An 18,893-nucleotide genomic window follows, 5' to 3' on the forward strand; every position below is an offset into this window, starting at 1 on the left:
ACTGAGGCCCTGCGCTTTCACGCAGGTGGTGGATGCCAGGAGGGAGGCCATGATGGCGAAGGCGATGGTGGTCGGCAAAAAAGGCCGGATTGCTGCGTGGTGTTCGTGCATGCGCGCGTGCGAGCCTTTCAAAGCTGGGCCGTCCAATCGAAGTCACGCAGATAGAGGCCGATCGGGTTGAGGCGGATGCTCGCCTCGTCCTGAGGCGGCGTCAGCGTGACGGTGGCGATCCCACGGAACCGGCGTGTCGCGGTCTCGTTGCCCTTGCGGTCACGCTCGAACTCGGTCCAGTCGATCTGGTAGCTCTGGTTCGACAGCGCGACGATGTTGTTCACCTCGATGGCAACCGTCGCGTTCCTCGCCTTGTCGAAGGGAGACGAGGAACGGAACCAGGCATTGACCTTTTCGGTCGCCGGATCGGAGGTGCGCAGATGCGCATAGGTGCGGTCGATATACTGCTTCTGCACCACGGCATCGGGCGTCACGCTGCGGAAGTTCGAGACGAAGCTTCCGAGTGTCGCGCGCACGACGCGCGGATCGGCATATTCGATCTGCTGCGGAAAGCCGGCGCTTGAGGCGGTGCCGAGCTTGTCGACTTCGACGACGTAGGGAATGAGCTTGACCTGCGTGCTCTGGAACAGGGCATAGGAGAAGCCGATCACCGCCATGACCATGCCGGTGATGCCGACGACGCGCCAGCCGGCGGCCGCTTTCACATAAGAGCCATAGCGCTCGTTCCATTCCTGTCGAGCGGCGATGTAGGGGTTCTCGGGTGGGGTGCCGGAGGCCATGGTCGGACCGTGTCCTTATTTGCTGTCGTCGATCGGCGGCGGGACGGGGCGGGACGAGCGTGTGCCGCCCGATTGGCGGCTCTGGTCGAGCTTGGCATTGGCGAGGCCGAGCAGTGAGCCGGCATAGGCGCCGGGTGCGGCGGTCGCTTTTTCCTTTGCTGCCGCGCCTGTCGCTCCCGCGGCGCTGCCAATGCCTGACGCCATGCCGCGCAGGGCGGCACCGGCCAATGAGGAGCCGCTGGCCCGGGCGTCGCTCGCAGTCTGCGCGCCCTTTCCGGCCGCGCTCGCACCAAGAAAGGCGCCGCCGGCCGCGAAGGTCGCGACCTGTGCGCCGTGCCGGATCGCCTCCATGCCGCCGGAGATCGAAGCACCTTGGACAACGCCCTGCATGATGGGCGGCACATACATGGCGATGACGAAGACGACGACCGAGATGCCGGCGATGGCCAGCGTGGTGATGAACTGGTCCGAGGTCGCTGTCGGGGCTTCGGCAAGGCCGAGCAGGATGTCCGAGCCGATCCTGGCGATCATCACCAGCGCCATCAGTTTCATGCCGACCGAGAAGGCATAGACGAGGTAGCGGACTGCGAAGTCTTTGGTGAAGGACGATCCACCGAGGCCGAGCATGATCATGCCGGCGAGCAGGCCGACATACATCTCCACCATCACCGCGACGAAGATCGCGGCGACCAGCGAGAAGGAGATGACGACCACCACCATGGCGAAGACGGCGGCAATCGCCAGTGCATTGTCCTCGAACAGGCCGAACTTGGCCTGTTCCGACATCTTGGACGCAACGCGGATACCGGCATCGAAGATGTCGGCGGGCGAAGCGCTTCCTCCGCTGCCGCCCATCTGGAAGAGGCTGTCGACGACGGCCTTCGCGAAGTCCGGTCCCTGGTCTAGAATGAAGGCGAACAGGCCGATGAACATGATGCGGCGCACGAGTTCGGCGAACCAGGCGTCGAGCGAGGCGGCATTGATCGCGAGCCACACGGCCGCGATGCCGATCTCGATCCCTGCGAGGATCCAGAACAACGACCGGGCGGCATCCATGACTGTGGTTTCCCAGCCGCGGGCCGCGGTCACGACGGAGTTCTCCAGCGTGGTGAGAACGGAACCCTCCTGCGCCAGCGCGGGAGCGCTCGCGAGCAGGACGACTGCTGTAACCACGATGACGAGTTCGAGCGGACGGCAAGGGCGCGGGATCACCATCGCGGCTTCATCTCCTGGCCGCTGCGAACATCCCTGTTCGGATCGCCACCGAAAAAGCGCTCAATATGTTCACGACGTGCAGCATTGGATGCCGGAGGTGGCGATGGCTCGATTGTCGCGTGGGCAGGTTCGGTGGACGATGGCCCGACCATCCGGATGGCGAGCGTCGCGCACAGGCCAAGGGCTCCGGCGAGCAGGATGAGAACGACAAGACGGGAGCTCACCAGCGCGGCTCCATGGTCTGCCCGCCGCGAATGTCGCGGGTGGGAGCGTTGAAGAACTGCTCGCGGCGGGCCTGCGCGAGATCCTTCTGCGCCTGGTCGGACTGATACCAGGTGCCCATCATGGTCACCTGCTGGGATACGAGGCCGCGCAGCTTCTGCATCTGCGCAACCTGCTGGGTCGCGATCTGGTGTCCGACCTGCAGCGCCTTCATCTGGCCATCGGCGCTTTCCGACATCGTGCGCAAGGACGACATGGTGGTCTCTTCGCTGCCGAACTGCTCCGCAGTCAGGTTGGCGGCCTTCAGCGTGCCGGCGATGGTGTCGCGATTGGTGGTCGACCAGCCCTGATAGGTGGAGGAAAAGGAAGCTCCATCGGGCAGGCTGCTCTTCATCTCGGCGAAGCTCTGGAAGCGTTGCCGCAGCACGTCATCGGCATTGCCCATGGAGAAGGCGATGCCCTGGCCCTGCGAGACCACGTTCTGCAGGCTCTTCAGGTCGCTCTCGACCTGGCCCCAGACATGGTTCGGCAGCTGCGCCGTGTTCTGCAGCATATTGTTGTAGATGTTCAGCTGGTTCTGGATCTGCTCGGCAAGCTGGGAGATCTGCTTGATCTGGTTGTTCACCTGTTCGGCGGACTGGCCGACAAGGCTCACCAGCTCGGCATTGTTGGCGAGCTGCGTCCACTCGGTCGCACCGCCCGTTGCACCGCCGGCGAATGCCCCCCGAGGCAGGCTCGCCATGAACAGCATGATTGCGCTCGTGAGCACGAACCGGGATCTATGGAGTGGCAAGGATGGTTTCGGCATGGGCGATCCCCCTCTGCTGGAGCCAGGAGAGGGGCCAGCCGGCCCCCTGTTCGCAGTGCAGCGCGCGAATGCGCTTGAGGTCCTCCTTGCCGGACGCCCCCACGAAGGAGAGGGCGAGCGGCCCGAGCGCCATGTCGAAGAGCCGCCGTCCGTCCGGGGAGGCGACGTAATATTCGCGTTTGGGCAGCGCGCTCGCGACGATCTCGATCTGGCGTTCGTTGAAGCCGAGGCGCTCGTAGAATTCGCGGGTGCCCGGCTCGCGTGCCGATCCGTTCGGCAGGCAGATCTTTGTCGGGCAGCTTTCCTTGAGCACGTCGATGATGCCGGAGCGCTCGGCGTCCGAGATCGATTGGGTGGCGAGGACGACCGCGCAATTGGCCTTGCGCAGAACCTTCAGCCATTCCCGGATTCTGGCGCGGAAGGTCGGGTGGCCGAGCATCAGCCAGGCCTCGTCGAGGATGATCAGGCTCGGCGCGCCGGTCAGGCGCTTTTCGATGCGACGGAAGAGGTAGGTGAGCACGGGGACGAGATTGCGCTCGCCCATGTTCATGAGCTCCTCGATCTCGAAGCATTGGAAGGTGCCGAGCGACAGACCGTCCTGTTCGGCATCGAGCAGCTGCCCCATCGGACCGTCGACGGTGTAGTGGTGGAGCGCGTCCTTGATCTCGCGCATCTGGACGCCCGACACGAAATCCGAGAGCGAGCGCCCACGCGAGCCGGCCATCAGGCTGATCTGCCGGGAGATGGCATTGCGATGGTCGGGCGAGATCGTCACGCCCTGCAGCGCGACGAGGGTCTCGATCCATTCGCTCGCAAAGGCCCTGTCGCCTTCCGTCGTCAGCTCGGCGAGAGGGCAGAAGGCGAGCGCAGCCCCCTCCCCTGCCCCGGTGCTCTCGCCGCCGATCTCGTAGTGCGAGCCGCCGATCGCCAGCGTTAGCGGCAGCATGGAGCGGCCTTTGTCGAAGGCGAAGACCTGGGCATCGGCGTAGCGGCGGAACTGCGCGGCGATGAGCGCCAGCAGGGTCGACTTGCCGGAGCCGGTCGGCCCGAAGACCAGCGTGTGGCCGACATCGTCGACATGGAGATTCAGGCGGAACGGCGTGCTGCCGCTCGCCACCTGCATCAGCGGCGGCGATCCGGGCGGATAGAACGGACACGGCGCATCGACGCTGCCCGACCAGACCGAGTTGAGCGGGATGAGGTCGGCGAGGTTGCGGGTGTTGATCAGCGGTTCGCGGATATTGGCGTAGGAGACGCCGGGCAGGCTGCCGATGAAGGCGTCGGTGGCGTTGAGCGTCTCGATCCGGGCCCCGAAACCCTCGGCCTGGATCAACCGGCGCACCGCTTCGCATTTTTCCCGCAGGCGGATCTGTTCCGTGTCGAACAGAACGATGACCGGCGTGTAATAGCCATAGGCGACGAGCTGCGAGGAGGCTTCGGCAATGGCATCCTCGGTTTCCGCCACCATCATCATGGCGTCCTGGTCGACCGATCGGCTCTGGGTCTGGAACAGCTGGTCGAAGAAGGGCCGCACCTTCTGCTGCCATTTCTTGCGCGTGCGCTCGAGCTTCTGACGGGCCTCCTGCTCGTCGAGGAAGACAAAACGCGACGACCAGCGATAGGTCAGCGGCATCAGGTCGAGCGCGTTGAGAATACCGGGCCAGCTCTCGGCCGGCAGCCCATCGATGGCGACGACGCCGAGATGGCGGTTTTCGACGAGAGGCGTGAGGCCGTGCCGGAGTTCGGCCGTGGCCAGCCAGTCGAGATACATCGGAACGTCCGGCAGCCGGACGGGATGGTTCTCGCCGGTGATGCAGAAGCGGATGAACTGAAACAGTTCGTCATACCGGGCTGTACGAAAGCCGCCGACCTCTTCCGTCTCGCGCGTCACCATCCGACGGATCGAGACGACATTGGCGAGATATTGCTCGATCTCCCGGATCGAGGTCCGGAAAGCATCGAGTGTCACTGATGCGTAGGAGGCGGTGCGGCTTGCCTCGTCGGAATAGATATAACGTGTGAGCCCGGAGCGCCGCGGCTCCGGCGCGCGCCAGGTGAGGATGAGCGCGTGGCGGCTTTCATAGTGGCCGCGCTCGCGCTGGAAATGTGACCGGCGCTCGGCGTCGATGGCGCGGGTCACCGGGTCGGGGAAATGGCAGTCCTGCTCGTCGGGATAATCCGAGGTCGGCACACGAACGGCCTCGACCTGGATCATCCAGCCGGAACCGAGCCGCGCCAGTATGGTGTTGATCTGGCGCGACACCTCGTTGCGCTCGGTCGGCGTCGAGCTCTCGCTGTCGGGCCCGGCGAAATACCAGCCGGCCATCAACGAGCCGTCCTTGAGCAGGAGCACGCCATTGTCGACGAGGCCGGCATAGGGCACGAGGTCGGCGAAGGACGGACCGGCATGACGAAAGGATCTGAGCGCGACCATGGGCGACCTCAGAACCGCCGCCAGGGCGTCGAGGTCGCCCGGTACTGCGACTGGTAGGTGATGTGGCGCACATAGACGCGCCGCATCAGCGGGTCGGATTTGGCCATCATGCGCAGTGTCGCCACCACGACCAGCCAGATCGCGACGCCGAACAGTGTCGCGTACCAGGTGAGCACGACGAAGATCAGGATCGCGGAGGCAAGGCCGGTCAGCAGCACCAGTTCCCGGTCGGCGCCCATCAGCAGGTTCGGGCGGGACAGGGCACGGTGGATGCGCGATCGTGCGAGGCTGGACGTGTCAGCCATCGGTCCCCTCCCCTGCCCCACCATGGGAGGACACGGGAGTCGCCGCCTGCGCAGGTGCGAGCGGCGTGCCGATGGAGGCGCCGGTCGATCCGAACAGGGCGACGATCTGGGTGGCCCCTAACAGGATGCCGCCAACGAGGGCCACATACGTCAGCCGCCGCGCGAAATCGTTCAGCTCGCCGCCGAAGATCAACATGCCGCCGGCGACCGCGACGGCCGCGAGTGCGATGAAGCCGGCTACTGGTCCGGTGATCGATTGCTGGATCTGCTCGAGTGGGCTTTCCCAGGGAAGGCTGCCGCCTGACGAGGCGAAGGCCGGCCCGATGAGCGCGGTTGCGGCGAGGGCTGCAAGGCCGGCGCCGGCGAGAGCAAGGTGAAGGCTACGCGACATGGCTGTCCCCGTCGGATTTCCCATAGTGTTCGGTCTGATATCGGGAGGCGCTGAAGCCTTCGACGTGAAGAATCTCATGCACCCGCCTCCCCCGGCCCGAGCGTTCGATCGAGACGATGAGGTCGACCGCTTCCCCGATGACCTCCTGCATGGGCTGCTGGCTGACCTCGGCGGTGAGTTGTTCCAGACGGCGCAAGGCCGACATTGCGGTGTTGGAATGGATCGTGGTGACGCCGCCGGGATGGCCGGTGTTCCAGGCCTTGAGCAGCGTCAGCGCCGCGCCATCGCGGACCTCGCCGACGATGATACGGTCCGGGCGCAGGCGCATCGTGCTCTTGAGCAGGCGCGCCATGTCGACGGTGTCGCTGGTATGAAGGCACACGGCGTTCTCCGCCGGACAGCGGATCTCGGCCGTGTCCTCGAGGATGACCAGCCGGTCGTCGGGAGCCTCCGCGACGATCTCGGCGATGACCGCATTGGCCAGCGTAGTCTTGCCGGAGCCGGTGCCGCCGGAGATGACGATGTTCATCCGTGAGGCGATCGCGCTGCGCAGGACGGAGGCCTGAGCCTCGCTCATCACCTTCGCCTTCACATAGTCGTCGAGCGGGATCAGCCGGGAGGCGCGCCGCCGGATGGTGAAGGTGGGGGCGGCCACAACCGGGGGCAGCAGCCCCTCGAAACGATGACCGCCGATCGGCAGCTCGCCGGAGATGATGGGCTGCTCGCCGTCGGCCTCCGATTGCAGGGCATGGGCGACACTGCCGATCACGACCTCGGCGGCGGCCGGGTTCATGGCTCCCACCTCGGCGACGCCGTGGCCGAGCCGTTCGATGAACAGCTTGCCGTCGGGATTGAGCATGATCTCGACGACGGTCGCGTCGTCGAGGGCGACGCAGAGCTGGTCGCCCAATGCCTCCTGGAGCTTGCGGACCAGCCTGGAATGGGAGCGGAGCTGGGTCACGCCGCGCTCCTCAGCGTTGCGGGGGCGTCTGCGCTGAGTTCCGAGCGATAGTGAGCCGGGCACACGTTCCGGAAGCTGGCCGCGTCGATGGGCAACGTGCCTGCGATCGCCGTGGTGTTGCCGATCCGGACCGGTTCGCCCAGCCGCTGCATCGACCAGCCCGCGCGCTTGAGGATCCGCTCGAAGCGCAGGTCGGTAGCGGTGACGAGTTCATTGTAACCATTGGCCATCGACCATTCGATGATCCCGGCGAACAGGAACAGCGTGGTCTCGTGCAGAAGCCCCCCTGCCCTGTCGGTGGCCAGCGTGGTGTCGACGCAGAATCGCGAGCTTTCAATCATCGCCGCGTGGGCATGGAGCGATCCGCTCGCGAGCAGTTGCGGGAACGTCCTTTCCAGCATGGTCGGTCCGGACGCGGGGAGCAGACGACAGCATCCGGCCACCTGTCCCGAGGCGGTCACCGCCAGGACGTAGGACGGCTGCAGGTCGTCATATTGATCCCGCTCCTCGCCGTTCTCGATGGTGACGTCCCATTCGAGACGTCCCGAGAAGATCGCGGCGCGCAGGCGTCGCATCTGGGCGAGTAGGTTGGCGTACGCCTCATAGTGTGCCGGAACTACAACCTGAATCCGCATCAACGTCTCCACATGAACGGGCTGTGTGGAGACAGATCACCGGTGGCGAGGGCCGGCTACGTGCAGATTTGCAGCGAGTGATTCCACGGTCGAGGTGATCGACGGGACGATCCGGGAGGCGTGGATCGTCCTGCATGCGGGTGCAAATTTGCAGTTCCCATGGGGCATCCGTTTCCGGGCGACTCACGGTAAGTCTCGGAAAACGTAGCGAAATGGCTTGCGGACTTGGGAGCTGCGGATTTGAGCGTTAAAGTCTTGTTAACCAAAAACGGCTTGCGACCCTTCTCGAATCGACCATAGTAATAACGCTTTCAGCGTGAATGCGGCATGAAAAGCGTTATTCTAGAGAAGTTGGCGGAAGTGAGCACAGGGCACCCTACGGAAACGGACTTTGACGAGGAGATTCTCCAGCAGGGGGAACTCATCTCCGATAAGCTCAATATGCTGCGCTTGGAGCAGTATCCGCCTAATGCGGAGAAAGGGCTTCGCCTTTTCTCATCCGTTGAGGTCGCCGAGTTTCTCGGAGTGACGCAGAACCACATCAAGAAGCTTCATCTTGAGGGGAAAGGGCCTGATCCACAGGTGTCATCCTCCGGCCGGCGCAGCTACACGGCTGCGCAGATGCTGGAACTGCGCCATTTCCTTGACAAACACGGCCGGAGCGACATCAAGCGGTATGTTCCTCATCGTCGACCGGGTGATGAACTCCAGGTGGTTTCCGTCGTCAATTTCAAGGGTGGCAGCGGCAAGACCACGACGACCGCGCATCTGGCACAGTATCTTGCCCTTACCGGCCACCGTGTTCTGGCTATTGATCTCGATCCGCAAGCATCGCTAACGGCTCTACATGGGATTCAGCCGGAACTGGATAAAAACCCCTCCCTCTTCGAGGCGCTGCGCTACGATGACCAGCGCAAGTCGATCAAAACGATTATTCGACCTACCAATTTCCCTGGCCTCGATATCGTGCCGGCGAATCTCGAATTGCAGGAGTACGAGTATGAAACGCCTCTGGCGGCGTCCAATAAGGGGTCGTCAGAGGGGCGAATGTTTTTCACCCGGATCACTCAGGCGCTTAAGGAAGTCGATGACCAATACGATGTGGTGGTCATCGATTGTCCTCCACAACTCGGCTACCTGACGTTGACGGCATTGACCGCGTCGACGTCCGTTCTGATCACGGTTCATCCGCAGATGCTTGATATCATGTCGATGAGCCAGTTCCTGCTGATGCTTGGCGGCATTCTTCAGTCGATCAAAAGTGCTGGTGCGCGGGTCAGGCTGAACTGGTTCCGATATTTGGTCACGCGCTATGAGCCAACGGATGGGCCGCAAGCGCAGATGGTCGGATTCATGCAGGCGATGTTCAATCGTCGCATGCTGCGGAACCAGATGCTCAAATCGACGGCGATTTCCGACGCGGGCATCACCAAGCAAACGCTTTACGAGGTTGAGCGCAGCCAGTTCACTCGGTCGACCTATGATCGGGCCGTCGAATCCCTCAACGCCGTGAACGGGGAGATCGCTGAGCTAATTCACAAATCGTGGGGGCGAAAGTGACCGTTGGTTTGACAGCCGTGCAAATCGCCAAAAAGTCTAGGTACAGCAAAGGGATGCGTCCTGTATCGGGAGGGCGTCTTGGCTAGGAAGCATCTACTGGCGTCATTTGCCGATCCGAAACAGGAAGAGGTGCCCGTAGCTACGGCATCGGAGTCTCGTGCGGAGTATGCGCGGCGTGGAGCTTCCCGTTCCATGATGCAAACTCTTGACGAGATGGCGGAGAATTCGATGCGCCTCTTGGAGGGGGAGGCGATCGTTCAGCTAGATCCAGCTTTGCTTGATCCCTCCCCTTTCGCTGATCGCATCGGCGAAGAAGCTGATGAATTCGATGCGCTTGTCGCAGCGATCAAGGATGTCGGCCAGGCCTCACCGATCCTCGTCCGGCCGCATCCGGATGATGCCCAGCGTTACGTGATCGTTTATGGGCATCGCAGGGCGAAAGCGGCACGGCAGCTTGGAATACCGGTAAGGGCGGTTGTGAAGCCGCTTGCGGATATCGCTCATGTCATTGCGCAGGGGCAGGAAAATACGGCTCGCGCCAACCTGACTTTCATTGAGAAATCGCTTTTCGCGAAGAAGTTGCTCCGTTCGGGAATATCGAAGGACGACATAAAGCGTGCGCTGACGATCGACGACACCCTGCTCTCGCGCATGCTGGCTGTTGTCGAAGCCGTCCCGGCCCCGGTGCTTGACGCGCTAGGCGCTGCGCGCGGGGTAGGTCGTGATCGCTGGGAGCATTTGAAGAAGGAACTGCTTCATCCCGCGAAGGCCAGTGCCGCAGTCGAGTTGGTGCACACGCCTAGCTTCAAGGATGCGCCTCAAGAGCAGCGCTTCGCGCTCGTTCTGGAAGGAATAGCGAGGGCGAAAATTCGTAAGCCGGTGGTCGCTCGTCCTACCGAACGAGACTGGGCACTGGCTGGAGATTCGGTGAAGGTGGTGACGAAGGCCGCAGGTCGCTCGTTCACGCTCGCACTGAAGGCGAAGGACGCTTCGGATTTCGGGGCCTATCTCTCTGATAATCTGGAGCGCTTTTACGAGGAATACCAGAAAAACGGATCAAAGCAGGAGACGCACTAAACCGCAAAAGAAAAAGGCCCCCGAAACGGTGTCCCGGAAGCCCTTCTCGTTGTTGGCGCATTGAGAATCGCACCTCCCGGAATCACCGTCAAGCGTTTTAGCGAACGACCTTGCTCGGGCGCGCTGGATTCTTTTGCCTAGCGATAGGTGAAGGACAATGCAGACGCATGTTTCGACGACGCCCTTCGGGCGGCGGCCGATGACGCTCGGCCAGATTTCAACCCAGATGACGGCGAAGGCGGTGAAGCCGAATGCCGTCGCGCATAAATGGCAGGTGTTCCAGGACATCCGCGAGGCGAGGGAACTCCTTGGCGCTACCGATCGCTCGCTGGCGATCCTCAACGCCCTGCTGACCTTCCATCCGGAAACCGCGCTCACCGGTGACGCCGAACTGATCGTCTGGCCGTCCAACGAGCAACTGGCGGCGCGGGCGAACGGCATGCCGGCGACGACGCTGCGCCGGCATATTGCCGTGCTGGTCGATTGCGGGCTGGTGATCCGGCGCGACAGCCCGAACGGCAAGCGCTTCGCGCGCAAGGGCAGGGGCGGGGAGATCGAGCAGGCCTATGGCTTCGATCTCTCGCCGCTGGTCGCGCGGGCGCAGGAACTCCACGACCTGGCCGAGGCGGTTCATGCGGAGAGAAGGGCGTTCCGCGTGGCGAAGGAGCGCCTCACCCTGTTGCGACGGGACATCGTCAAGTTGATCGATACCGGCATCGAGGAAGGCGTTCCGGGCAATTGGGGGAAGGTGCTGCTGGACTACCAGGCGATCATCGCCCGCCTCCCCCGCGCCGCCCCCCGTCAGCTGGTGGAGGCGATCAGCGCCGATCTGTCCGCTCTCTACGTGGATATCCGCGAGGCTCTGGAATCCTTCACGAAAACGCAGAATTCGGACGCCAATGAGTCCCATTCCGGTCGCCACATACAGAATTCAAATCCAGAACTTCATACTGAATCTGAATATGGCATTCGAGAAAAGAATGAAGCGGGCGGCACCGCCGCGGACACCGACAACGTCCGGAGCCTGCCGAAGCGGGAACTGCCCTTGGGCATCGTGCTGGACGCCTGCCCTGGCGTGCTGGAACTGGCGCAGGGCGGCGAAATCCGGCATTGGCGGGACTTCCTGGCCGCGGCGGAACTGGTCCGGCCGATGCTCGGGATCAGTCCAAGCGCTTGGCGCGAAGCGCGGGAGGCGCTTGGGGAGCAGCACGCGGCGATCACACTGGCCGCGATCTACCAGCGCGCCGACCAGATCGGTTCGCCCGGCGGTTATCTGCGCAACCTGACGGAGCGCGCGAAGGACGGGAAATTCTCGACCTGGCCGATGATCATGGCACTGCTGCGTGCCAAGCTCGATGCGCAGAAGACATCCAATGGCTTGGATCAGCGGCGATCCGACGGGCCGGTAGATAGCCTCCTCCAACCTTCGGAGGCGCTGCTGAGAAGCCTGAAAAGGCCGAGATAACGGCGATGATTGGCGAACTCACGGGATACGGCAGCACCGCTGTTTCCAATGAATCGGCCGGATAACCGATCGATAGGGGAGGGATGAGAGCGTGGGTTGGAAGCTCGATGCTTGCGCGTCACCTCATGTGGGTCTATATATAACCTCATATGAGGTGGAGGCCGTGATGCTTGCATTCACAACTGTGGCGGATGTGCTCGGGTTTCCGGCGAAAGAAGCGGCGGCGCGCTCGCCGTTTGGATTGATCGCCCGGATCGAGGATGGCTTGCCTATTGGTGCGCTCGAGCGTGTCTCCCAACTTCTGGCGCCGGGCGATGCCCAATTCAAATACCGGCTCGTGCCGAAGGCAACCTATGAGCGGCGCAAGGCCGCTCATCGTCTGTCCTCGGACGAGGGCACGCGTCTTGCGCGTCTGGCACGGGTCTGGAGCCTCGCTTTAGACGTGTGGCAAAGCGAAATGGAAGCCCGCGACTTCCTCTTCCGGTCTCATCCCATGCTCGAGGATAAGCGCCCGATCGACGTGGTCATCCAGAGCGAGATTGGGGCCGAGCTGGTTCTCGATATTCTCGGTCGCCTGAAGTACGGCAGCGCTGCGTGACGGCACAGCTTCTTGATCGCACACTGTCGAGTTTCAGGATCGGGGATCCCAATGGGGCCTATCCGATCTTCGATGCAACCGGCTCCACTCTTGCTCCAGGGCGATGGAACACACCCGGGAGTCCGCTGATCTACACCAGCCAGCACTATTCGACCGCCTTGCTGGAAAAACTGGTGCATGGCAGCGGGCGCTTGCCGCCGAACCAGCACTACGTCGAAGTCACTCTGCCACGGGGCCTTTCCTACGAGATATTTTCTCCACCGGAGCTTCCTGGCTGGGACAGTATGCCCGCGACCGTCAGCAAACTATTCGGCGAACGCTGGTGCCTGGAAAAGCGCAGCGCGATCCTGCTGGTACCGAGCGTGGTTGCGCGCCTCGATACCAACATCCTCGTCAATCCGGGTCATCCGGAGTTTGGGATGATTGAGGTGAGTCTGCATCAGCCGGTCTTTTGGGACAGGCGCCTGTTCGGGGCATAGGGACCAACAGGGGACAGCTCGTATCGCGTTCATTGTGTTCCCTGTTCCCGTAGGAATGATTGCATGATCCGCCCGATCTTGATGGCCTGACCGATATCCGCAGGGACGGTTGGATAAATGTCCATTACCGGTTCATCGGGATCGTGCAGGAACTTCGGGATCAACGTACCGATTCGCTGTTGGCTGTCTCGCAAGCTCGTCAGCTTCTCGAACTCCTGCGCGTGGAGTGCCCTTGAGATTTGTGCCTCGATCCGTTCGAACTCACTGACATCCTCGGGCGTCAGAGCAGCCGAAGGCACGTAAAGCGGCATCCGATGTACCGCGGGATTTCGCCGTGTCTTGACGTCCTTTTCCCAGTCGTCGAATTCCTTCATGGCAGCGATAAGGGGCTGGAAAGCTACCTCGGCCTTGAAAGCCGGCTTGAAAAGCCCGATCGACATCGGGCCGGCCGCGCGCGTAGGGGCCGAGCCCGTCTGGTACACCGCGACCCAAGCGTAGTTGTCGAGCAGGCCGAGCAGATCGATGTAGATCGCGTTGAGGTCGCGGCAGGCGCGGTCGGACTGGTCTTGCGACAACGGCAAGATCCGGTTCGGTGGGACGATGGTCTGGAAGCTCTTGAACGAGGAATCGATCATGCGCAGCCGACGCATCACGCCATATCGAAAGAAATGATCGGCTTCCTTGGCAAAGCTCACTGCGGAGAGAAGCGTCAGGCCGTCTCCCAGCAGCTCAAGCAAGGCATTGTTGACACCGTAGATATGGGTTTGCTGGGCCTCGTGTAGAAAATAGCGATTGTTCGCAGTGTTGCCGTCGATCAGGAACGGAGCGGCAAACTGCTGATGGTAAATATCGTACTCGACCTCCTCAAACCCATATTTGTTGAAGCTCATATCGTCTCCGGTGTGCTGGTGCTGAGTGGGAATCACAAGTCCCTGATCGATACCGGCCAAGCGGATCCGGCGCATCGGGGTTGGGTTTTACAAGCCCGCGGCCTTGGTGAGGTTGACGCGGAATCTGTCGCGTCGGCGCTGATAGCGTCGGGTCATCTCGGCACTGGCGTGGCCGAGCTGCTTCTGCACATGGCGCTCGTCGACTTCCGCGGAGGAGGCGAGGCCGGCGCGCAGCGAATGGCCGGCGAACTTTTCCTCCCGTTCGCCTTCGGTGAGATCGCCACGCACCCCGGCGGCGAGCGCCGTGCGCTTGACCAGACGGGCGACCTCGCGGTCGTTGAGCCGGTCCGCGCCGACATCCTTGCCCTGTCCGGTCACGCGGCGGAACAGCGGGCCATGGGCAATCCTCGCCAGCTTCAGCCAGGTCTGCAGTGCGGCCACCGGGCAGGTGGCGTCCGCCGAGCCGCGCCCGATCTCGACCTCGCGCCAGCCGGTTTTCCCGCGCAGCGTCACCAGTAGCCCCTTGTCGAGAATCTCCACCCAGCCGCGCCCGTCCTCGGTCTGGTCGCGCCCGGCATCGAGCCCGACGATTTCCGAGCGACGCAAGCCGCCGGCGAAGCCGAGCAGCAGCATGGCGCGGTCGCGCAGGCCGCGTAGCGTGCCGCGCTCCAGCACCTCCAGCATGGCGATCAGGTCCTCGGGCAGCACCGCTTCCTTCTGCCGGGGCGGGGCGGCATGGGTGTTGCGGATGCCGGCGAGCACGGTGGCGATGTGCCGGTCCTTGCGGTCGAGCGGGGTGCCGCGCTGGGCGTAGTTCCAGGCGAGCGCCGAGAGCCGGCGCTCGATGGTGGCGACGGAGTTCGCCTTGCCGCCGGGGATCGCGGCGCCCGAGGCGCAGGCGGTGATGTAGAGCCCGACGACCTGCGGGGAGGGCGGCAGAGGGTCCAACCCCTGACGGCGGCACCACGATGAGAAGTGTGCCCAGTCGCCGGCATAGGCGCGGCGCGTATTGGCGGAGCTCGACGCCTCGACATAATCGCGCGCCCGGCCGGCGAGACGCTCGAGATGGGCGGGGAGGGGGACACTTTCTTCCGGAAGCGGGGCGGGGAGGGCGCTGGTGTCGGCCGACGTCTCCCCGCCGGAAACGACGACGGGTGCGCCCGGGTCCTGAGGCGAAGCGGAGCGCTCCGAAGGGTGATTTTCGTCGGTTTGCGGCGTGTTTTCGGCTGTCGCACTGCTCTTTTCCCCGGATTCCATTTGATTGATTTTTAACATGTTCGGCTCACCTTAATTCGGTGGATTCAGCCTTGTTCGTTGGAATCTTAGCCCTGATCGTTGGATTAAGGCGAGTGCGGAGGTCAATACGTGCCGCGCGACCAGGACAAGCTCGCGATCGATGATAGCCGGTGGCAGGTCGCGGTCGCCCGAGAGGCGGTCATCCGGCCACTGATCAACGCCGGGCAATTGTCGCCGATCGATGTCGCGACGGCGTGCCGTATCCTCGGATTACGCCGAAGCCGGCTGTATGCGCTGATCGAGCAGTACCGCAGCGCGCCGGTGACGAGTTCGCTGGCCGCGGAGCGACCTGGTCCAAAGAAAGGAGCCCGGCGCCTCTCGGTCGAGGTCGAGGCGGTCATCGAGGAGGGGATCCGCGACAAGTATCTCACCCGGCAAAAGGCGTCCGTCAGCACGCTTCATGACCACATCCGGCATCTTTGCCGAGAACGCGGGCTGGATATTCCATCCTGGAAAGCCGTTCGAGCCCGTGTCGGGCAGATCGATCGCTTCAAGCTTGTCCGCCAGCGTGAAGGCAACAAGGCCGCCAGAGATCGGCTCAGACCGGTTCCGGAGGAATACCGTGCCGATCACGCACTCCAGATCGTGCAGATCGATCACACGCGCGTCGATCTCTTCGTGGTGGACACGATCTACCGCTTGCCGATTCAGCGGCCATGGCTGACGCTCGCGATCGACGTGGCAAGCCGCATCGTGGTGGGCTTTTATCTGAGCCTCGAGGCTCCATCCTCGGCATCGGTCGCCCTGGCCATACATCATGCGGTCATGCCGAAGGCAGGGTGGCTCCTGGCGCGTGGCATCGAGCTCGATTGGCCTGTGTCGGGCCTGCCGGACATCATCCACGTCGACAACGCGCGCGAATTCCGCGCCCGGGCGCTGGCCCGTGGAGCTGCCGAGTACGGCATCTCGCTGCTCCACCGGCCAGTAGCGACTCCACACTATGGCGGCCACATCGAACGGCTGATCGGCACCATGATGGGAGCGGTCCATATGCTTCCCGGTACCACATTCAGCTCAACTGCAGAGCGCGGCGACTACGATCCCGAGCGTCACGCGGTCATGACGATCGAGGAGCTCGAACGCTGGCTGACTCTCGAAATCGTCGGCCGCTACCACAACGAGGTCCACAGCAGCCTGCATATGCCTCCGAATGCCGCCTGGCGGGAGGCTCTCGATCGTCGCCGCGCGCCGTTCCGGCAACCGCATGATGATCAGCAGTTCCTCTACGACTTCCTGCCGTTCGAGGAGCGCAGCATCCGTCGGGATGGCGTGCACATCTTCGGCCTGCGGTACTGGGATGACGTTCTGAGCCCCTGGGCAGGCCGGCTCGATCGACAGCTGCGGGTCAAGTATGATCCTCGCGACCTGTCCTGCGTCTTCGTCGAGGGCCCCGACGGCGCCCATTGGCCGATCCGGTATGCGGACCTGCGCCGGCCTCGTATCACGCTCGGTGAGCACCGGCTGGCCCAGGCCGCCTTGCGGCAGCGCGGCGTGCGGCTCACGGACGAGCAACTGATCTTCGACACGGTCGAGGCCCAGCGCGAGCTGCTGGAGACCTCTGCATCGATCACGAAATCCGCACGCCGCCAGGTTGCGCGGCGGGCGAGATCGCTCAACGCCGCAGATCAGGGCGCCGCGGCGGAGTTCGTCACGCCCAGCCTGATGGAAGAGCCGGAGACGCTGTCCGTTCTGGCGGTCGAGGAATGGTCATGACCAACTACGCCCACCTCCTGCCGGCCTACCGCCGCCAGGCCACTCTGACGGATGCGGAGCGGATCGCCTGGATCCGAGCGGATCGGTGGCTCGACCTCGATCAGGCACGGGCCGCGCTCGGACGTCTTGAGGACCTTCTGGTCTATCCGCCACGCGACCGCATGCCGTGCCTGCTGATCTATGGTGACACTGGCATGGGCAAGACCAAGATCATCCGCAAGTTCCTGCGCGATCATCCCGCCAGTTTCGACCAGGGCACGGGCGTGACCTCCATGCCGGTCGTCGCCATGCAGATGCCGGCCGAGCCGATCGAACGGGACATCTACAGCGAGCTGCTCACGGCGCTCGGGGCGCCCGGGCCTGCAGACGGGGCAACCCACCGGCAGAAGGAGGTCTGCCGCCGACTGCTGCGCAGCATGGGCACCCACATGCTGATCATCGATGAGATCCACGCCATGCTCGCCGGAAGCTTCCGGCAACAGCGGATTTTTCTGAACGCCATCCGGTTTCTGGCTAACGATCTCAGGATTCCTCTGGTTTGCGCGGGGACGGACCTCGCGCGCCAGGCGCTGTTGACCGATCCACAGCTGGCAGAGCGGTTCGAAGCCTTCCACCTGCGGCACTGGAAGAACGACGCCCGCCTCGCGCAGTTGCTGGCGAGCCTGGCGACGATCCTGCCGCTGCGCCGGCCCTCGAACCTGGCGGCGCCGGCGATCCGTACCCGCGTGCTCGACCTCACCGATGGCGTCACGGTGCGGATCTTCCGCCTGATCGAGACGGTTGCGGTCGAGGCGATCCACTCCGGCGCCGAATGCATCACCATAGACAGCTTCGAGATCGAGGAACTGGTGCTGCCGCTCGTCGCGATGACGCGCAAGGTCGAGGCGCGCCTTCAGCCGCGGGCCGGCCGATGACAGTACAGCGCGAGCTTCCCCTCTCACCGAGGCCGGAAGACGATGAGCTGCTATCATCCTGGCAAGGTCGGGTCGCGTGCCGCTATGACCTCATCCACGACGACCTTTCGAGGTGGCTTGGCGTTCTCCGGGACGACCGCTGCGGTGGGTTCACCGAGGGGGACTTCACGCCCTCGGCCGAGATGGTGCAGGCTTGGGCGGCGTCGTGCCGGCTTCCGAAAGAGCGCGTGCAGGCCCTCGCGCTCTCCTCGCGGCCACGGTCACGCAGCTGGTATGTCTGGGGGGAGGGGAGAGTGGCCGGCGCTTTCCGGCGGCCGGTCTGTTTGGCCTGTCTTGATGACGATGCCGCCGCCGGCCGTGACCATCATATCCGCCGGCCGTGGGCCTTGGTCGAGACCGTGGTCTGCAGCCGCCATCATCGCGTTCTCGACGAAGCGTGTCCTCACTGTCTCGACAGCTCCGGTTTTCGGTTCGTTGTTCATGAGGCGGCGGCCCGGCTCGCCTGTGTCCGATGCGGCAGGATCGCCCGAACGATGCCCCAGGAGCGGCGCGGCGGTTCCGCGGACCTCTTTGCCGCCGTATCGACGCTGGTGGCGGCAGCGATCGAAGATCAGTCTGCGGTTCGGGATCGGATGCTCCATGTCGCCCGGCTGCTGTGGAAGCCGCCGCGACCCCGCACCGGGCGTCGCACACCGTTCGTGGCAGATGTCGTTCCGGATCTTCGTCTGACGCCGACGGCACAGGCGCGGGTCGATCCCGCCGAGCCGCTGGCAACGGCGCCGATCGGCTGGCGCATGGTGACGCTGCTGGGCGTCGCGGCGTTGCTGGACCTTGGCAGCTCCACGATGAGGTTGGGGCGCCTATCCTTCTCGCTGGACCAGATGGTAGCCTGGACCGACGAGCCACCCCAGCAGGTCAAAGAGCGGCCCCTGCCGATGGCGGTTTCCTCGCATGCGATGACCAGCGGTCGGTCGGATTCGGACTACCTAGCAGTCGCTCAGTCTATCTTAGCCAGTGAGGAATGGCGTGCTGCTCAGGGTAGCAATCCACCGGTACGGCGCCGAACATTAAACGCCCTGGTCGACAAGGCATTGGCGCGCGCATAGGCGCTGCTGCTGCTTTACTGTCCGTACGTGTCC

The 18,893-nt window shown here is 63.6% G+C and carries 19 protein-coding genes; 8 read left to right on the forward strand and 11 right to left on the reverse strand.

Annotation, left to right across the window (positions count from 1 at the left end):
- Nucleotides 1-128: 128 nt before the first annotated feature.
- From V5F66_RS21565 to traI, 9 genes are read right to left on the reverse strand one after another with little or no spacing between them, the layout of a single operon-like run.
- Complete coding sequence (locus V5F66_RS21565) at nucleotides 129-791, reverse strand: conjugal transfer protein TrbF (RefSeq protein ID WP_394094681.1); 663 nt, start codon at nucleotides 789-791, stop codon at nucleotides 129-131.
- Nucleotides 792-806: 15 nt separating this feature from the next.
- Entirely contained in the window at nucleotides 807-2,006 is a 1,200-nt protein-coding gene (gene trbL, locus V5F66_RS21570) for a P-type conjugative transfer protein TrbL (RefSeq protein ID WP_394094682.1), read from the reverse strand.
- Nucleotides 2,000-2,230 (reverse strand): entry exclusion protein TrbK, encoded by a 231-nt coding sequence (trbK, locus tag V5F66_RS21575; RefSeq protein ID WP_394094683.1) that lies wholly within the window; start codon nucleotides 2,228-2,230, stop codon nucleotides 2,000-2,002. Before trbK ends, trbL begins: the two co-directional genes overlap by 7 nt.
- Complete coding sequence (trbJ, locus tag V5F66_RS21580) at nucleotides 2,227-2,979, reverse strand: P-type conjugative transfer protein TrbJ (RefSeq protein ID WP_394094716.1); 753 nt, start codon at nucleotides 2,977-2,979, stop codon at nucleotides 2,227-2,229. Before trbJ ends, trbK begins: the two co-directional genes overlap by 4 nt.
- 28 nt (nucleotides 2,980-3,007) lie before the next feature.
- On the reverse strand, nucleotides 3,008-5,470 hold the full coding sequence (locus tag V5F66_RS21585; protein WP_394094684.1) for a conjugal transfer protein TrbE: 2,463 nt from the start codon (nucleotides 5,468-5,470) through the stop codon (nucleotides 3,008-3,010).
- A gap of 8 nt (nucleotides 5,471-5,478) precedes the next feature.
- A complete protein-coding gene (locus V5F66_RS21590; protein ID WP_394094685.1) occupies nucleotides 5,479-5,775 on the reverse strand; it encodes a conjugal transfer protein TrbD in 297 nt (98 codons plus the stop codon).
- Entirely contained in the window at nucleotides 5,768-6,166 is a 399-nt protein-coding gene (locus V5F66_RS21595; RefSeq protein ID WP_394094686.1) for a TrbC/VirB2 family protein, read from the reverse strand. The genes V5F66_RS21590 and V5F66_RS21595 overlap by 8 nt, the downstream gene beginning before the upstream one ends.
- Nucleotides 6,156-7,127 carry a P-type conjugative transfer ATPase TrbB gene (gene trbB / locus V5F66_RS21600; protein WP_394094687.1) on the reverse strand — a complete coding sequence of 324 codons (972 nt, stop codon included), beginning with the start codon at nucleotides 7,125-7,127 and terminating at the stop codon, nucleotides 6,156-6,158. Before trbB ends, V5F66_RS21595 begins: the two co-directional genes overlap by 11 nt.
- Nucleotides 7,124-7,762 (reverse strand): acyl-homoserine-lactone synthase, encoded by a 639-nt coding sequence (gene traI, locus V5F66_RS21605; protein ID WP_394094688.1) that lies wholly within the window; start codon nucleotides 7,760-7,762, stop codon nucleotides 7,124-7,126. Before traI ends, trbB begins: the two co-directional genes overlap by 4 nt.
- A 327-nt stretch (nucleotides 7,763-8,089) precedes the next feature.
- Here traI and repA point away from each other — a divergent pair, with 327 nt between their 5' ends.
- The 5 genes from repA to V5F66_RS21630 all read left to right on the forward strand — a co-directional run bounded on the left by repA (nucleotide 8,090) and on the right by V5F66_RS21630 (nucleotide 12,941).
- Nucleotides 8,090-9,322, forward strand: coding sequence for a plasmid partitioning protein RepA (gene repA, locus V5F66_RS21610; protein WP_200837693.1), 1,233 nt, complete (start codon nucleotides 8,090-8,092; stop codon nucleotides 9,320-9,322).
- Between the two features lie 78 nt (nucleotides 9,323-9,400).
- Nucleotides 9,401-10,399 carry a plasmid partitioning protein RepB gene (gene repB, locus V5F66_RS21615; RefSeq protein WP_394094689.1) on the forward strand — a complete coding sequence of 333 codons (999 nt, stop codon included), beginning with the start codon at nucleotides 9,401-9,403 and terminating at the stop codon, nucleotides 10,397-10,399.
- Nucleotides 10,400-10,556: 157 nt separating this feature from the next.
- Nucleotides 10,557-11,864, forward strand: coding sequence for a plasmid replication protein RepC (gene repC / locus V5F66_RS21620; RefSeq protein ID WP_394094690.1), 1,308 nt, complete (start codon nucleotides 10,557-10,559; stop codon nucleotides 11,862-11,864).
- Between the two features lie 166 nt (nucleotides 11,865-12,030).
- On the forward strand, nucleotides 12,031-12,462 hold the full coding sequence (locus V5F66_RS21625; RefSeq protein ID WP_394094691.1) for an antitoxin Xre-like helix-turn-helix domain-containing protein: 432 nt from the start codon (nucleotides 12,031-12,033) through the stop codon (nucleotides 12,460-12,462).
- On the forward strand, nucleotides 12,459-12,941 hold the full coding sequence (locus tag V5F66_RS21630) for an RES family NAD+ phosphorylase (RefSeq protein WP_394094692.1): 483 nt from the start codon (nucleotides 12,459-12,461) through the stop codon (nucleotides 12,939-12,941). The genes V5F66_RS21625 and V5F66_RS21630 overlap by 4 nt, the downstream gene beginning before the upstream one ends.
- 29 nt (nucleotides 12,942-12,970) lie before the next feature.
- Here V5F66_RS21630 and V5F66_RS21635 read toward each other — a convergent pair whose 3' ends face one another.
- Together V5F66_RS21635 and V5F66_RS21640 are read right to left on the reverse strand one after the other, a co-directional pair.
- Nucleotides 12,971-13,831, reverse strand: coding sequence for a hypothetical protein (locus V5F66_RS21635; protein ID WP_394094693.1), 861 nt, complete (start codon nucleotides 13,829-13,831; stop codon nucleotides 12,971-12,973).
- Nucleotides 13,832-13,918: 87 nt separating this feature from the next.
- On the reverse strand, nucleotides 13,919-15,088 hold the full coding sequence (locus V5F66_RS21640) for a site-specific integrase (RefSeq protein WP_394094694.1): 1,170 nt from the start codon (nucleotides 15,086-15,088) through the stop codon (nucleotides 13,919-13,921).
- 108 nt (nucleotides 15,089-15,196) lie between these two features.
- Between V5F66_RS21640 and V5F66_RS21645 the strand changes: the two genes are divergently transcribed.
- Genes V5F66_RS21645 through V5F66_RS21655 form a run of 3 tightly spaced genes read left to right on the forward strand, consistent with a single transcriptional unit; the run spans nucleotide 15,197 to nucleotide 18,860 of the window.
- Nucleotides 15,197-16,840, forward strand: coding sequence for a Mu transposase C-terminal domain-containing protein (locus tag V5F66_RS21645; protein ID WP_394094695.1), 1,644 nt, complete (start codon nucleotides 15,197-15,199; stop codon nucleotides 16,838-16,840).
- The gene (locus V5F66_RS21650; protein WP_394094696.1) at nucleotides 16,837-17,754 is read left to right on the forward strand and encodes a TniB family NTP-binding protein; all 918 of its coding nucleotides are present in this window, start codon (nucleotides 16,837-16,839) and stop codon (nucleotides 17,752-17,754) included. Before V5F66_RS21645 ends, V5F66_RS21650 begins: the two co-directional genes overlap by 4 nt.
- Nucleotides 17,751-18,860 (forward strand): TniQ family protein, encoded by a 1,110-nt coding sequence (locus tag V5F66_RS21655; RefSeq protein ID WP_394094697.1) that lies wholly within the window; start codon nucleotides 17,751-17,753, stop codon nucleotides 18,858-18,860. Before V5F66_RS21650 ends, V5F66_RS21655 begins: the two co-directional genes overlap by 4 nt.
- Nucleotides 18,861-18,893 lie beyond the last annotated feature (33 nt).

Source organism: Xanthobacter versatilis (genome assembly GCF_043193975.1).
GTDB classification, from domain to species: domain Bacteria; phylum Pseudomonadota; class Alphaproteobacteria; order Rhizobiales; family Xanthobacteraceae; genus Xanthobacter; species Xanthobacter autotrophicus_E.

Excerpts from the sequence above, each read along its gene's own strand:
- V5F66_RS21565 (WP_394094681.1), bottom strand. The coding sequence starts at position 791 with ATGGCCTCCGGCACCCCACCCGAGAACCCCTACATCGCCGCTCGACAG.
- trbL (WP_394094682.1), bottom strand. The coding sequence starts at position 2,006 with ATGGTGATCCCGCGCCCTTGCCGTCCGCTCGAACTCGTCATCGTGGTT.
- trbJ (WP_394094716.1), bottom strand. The coding sequence starts at position 2,979 with ATGCTGTTCATGGCGAGCCTGCCTCGGGGGGCATTCGCCGGCGGTGCA.
- V5F66_RS21585 (WP_394094684.1), bottom strand. The coding sequence starts at position 5,470 with ATGGTCGCGCTCAGATCCTTTCGTCATGCCGGTCCGTCCTTCGCCGAC.
- V5F66_RS21590 (WP_394094685.1), bottom strand. The coding sequence starts at position 5,775 with ATGGCTGACACGTCCAGCCTCGCACGATCGCGCATCCACCGTGCCCTG.
- V5F66_RS21595 (WP_394094686.1), bottom strand. The coding sequence starts at position 6,166 with ATGTCGCGTAGCCTTCACCTTGCTCTCGCCGGCGCCGGCCTTGCAGCC.
- traI (WP_394094688.1), bottom strand. The coding sequence starts at position 7,762 with ATGCGGATTCAGGTTGTAGTTCCGGCACACTATGAGGCGTACGCCAAC.
- repA (WP_200837693.1), top strand. The coding sequence starts at position 8,090 with ATGAAAAGCGTTATTCTAGAGAAGTTGGCGGAAGTGAGCACAGGGCAC.
- repC (WP_394094690.1), top strand. The coding sequence starts at position 10,557 with ATGCAGACGCATGTTTCGACGACGCCCTTCGGGCGGCGGCCGATGACG.
- V5F66_RS21625 (WP_394094691.1), top strand. The coding sequence starts at position 12,031 with ATGCTTGCATTCACAACTGTGGCGGATGTGCTCGGGTTTCCGGCGAAA.
- V5F66_RS21635 (WP_394094693.1), bottom strand. The coding sequence starts at position 13,831 with ATGAGCTTCAACAAATATGGGTTTGAGGAGGTCGAGTACGATATTTAC.
- V5F66_RS21640 (WP_394094694.1), bottom strand. The coding sequence starts at position 15,088 with ATGGAATCCGGGGAAAAGAGCAGTGCGACAGCCGAAAACACGCCGCAA.
- V5F66_RS21650 (WP_394094696.1), top strand. The coding sequence starts at position 16,837 with ATGACCAACTACGCCCACCTCCTGCCGGCCTACCGCCGCCAGGCCACT.
- V5F66_RS21655 (WP_394094697.1), top strand. The coding sequence starts at position 17,751 with ATGACAGTACAGCGCGAGCTTCCCCTCTCACCGAGGCCGGAAGACGAT.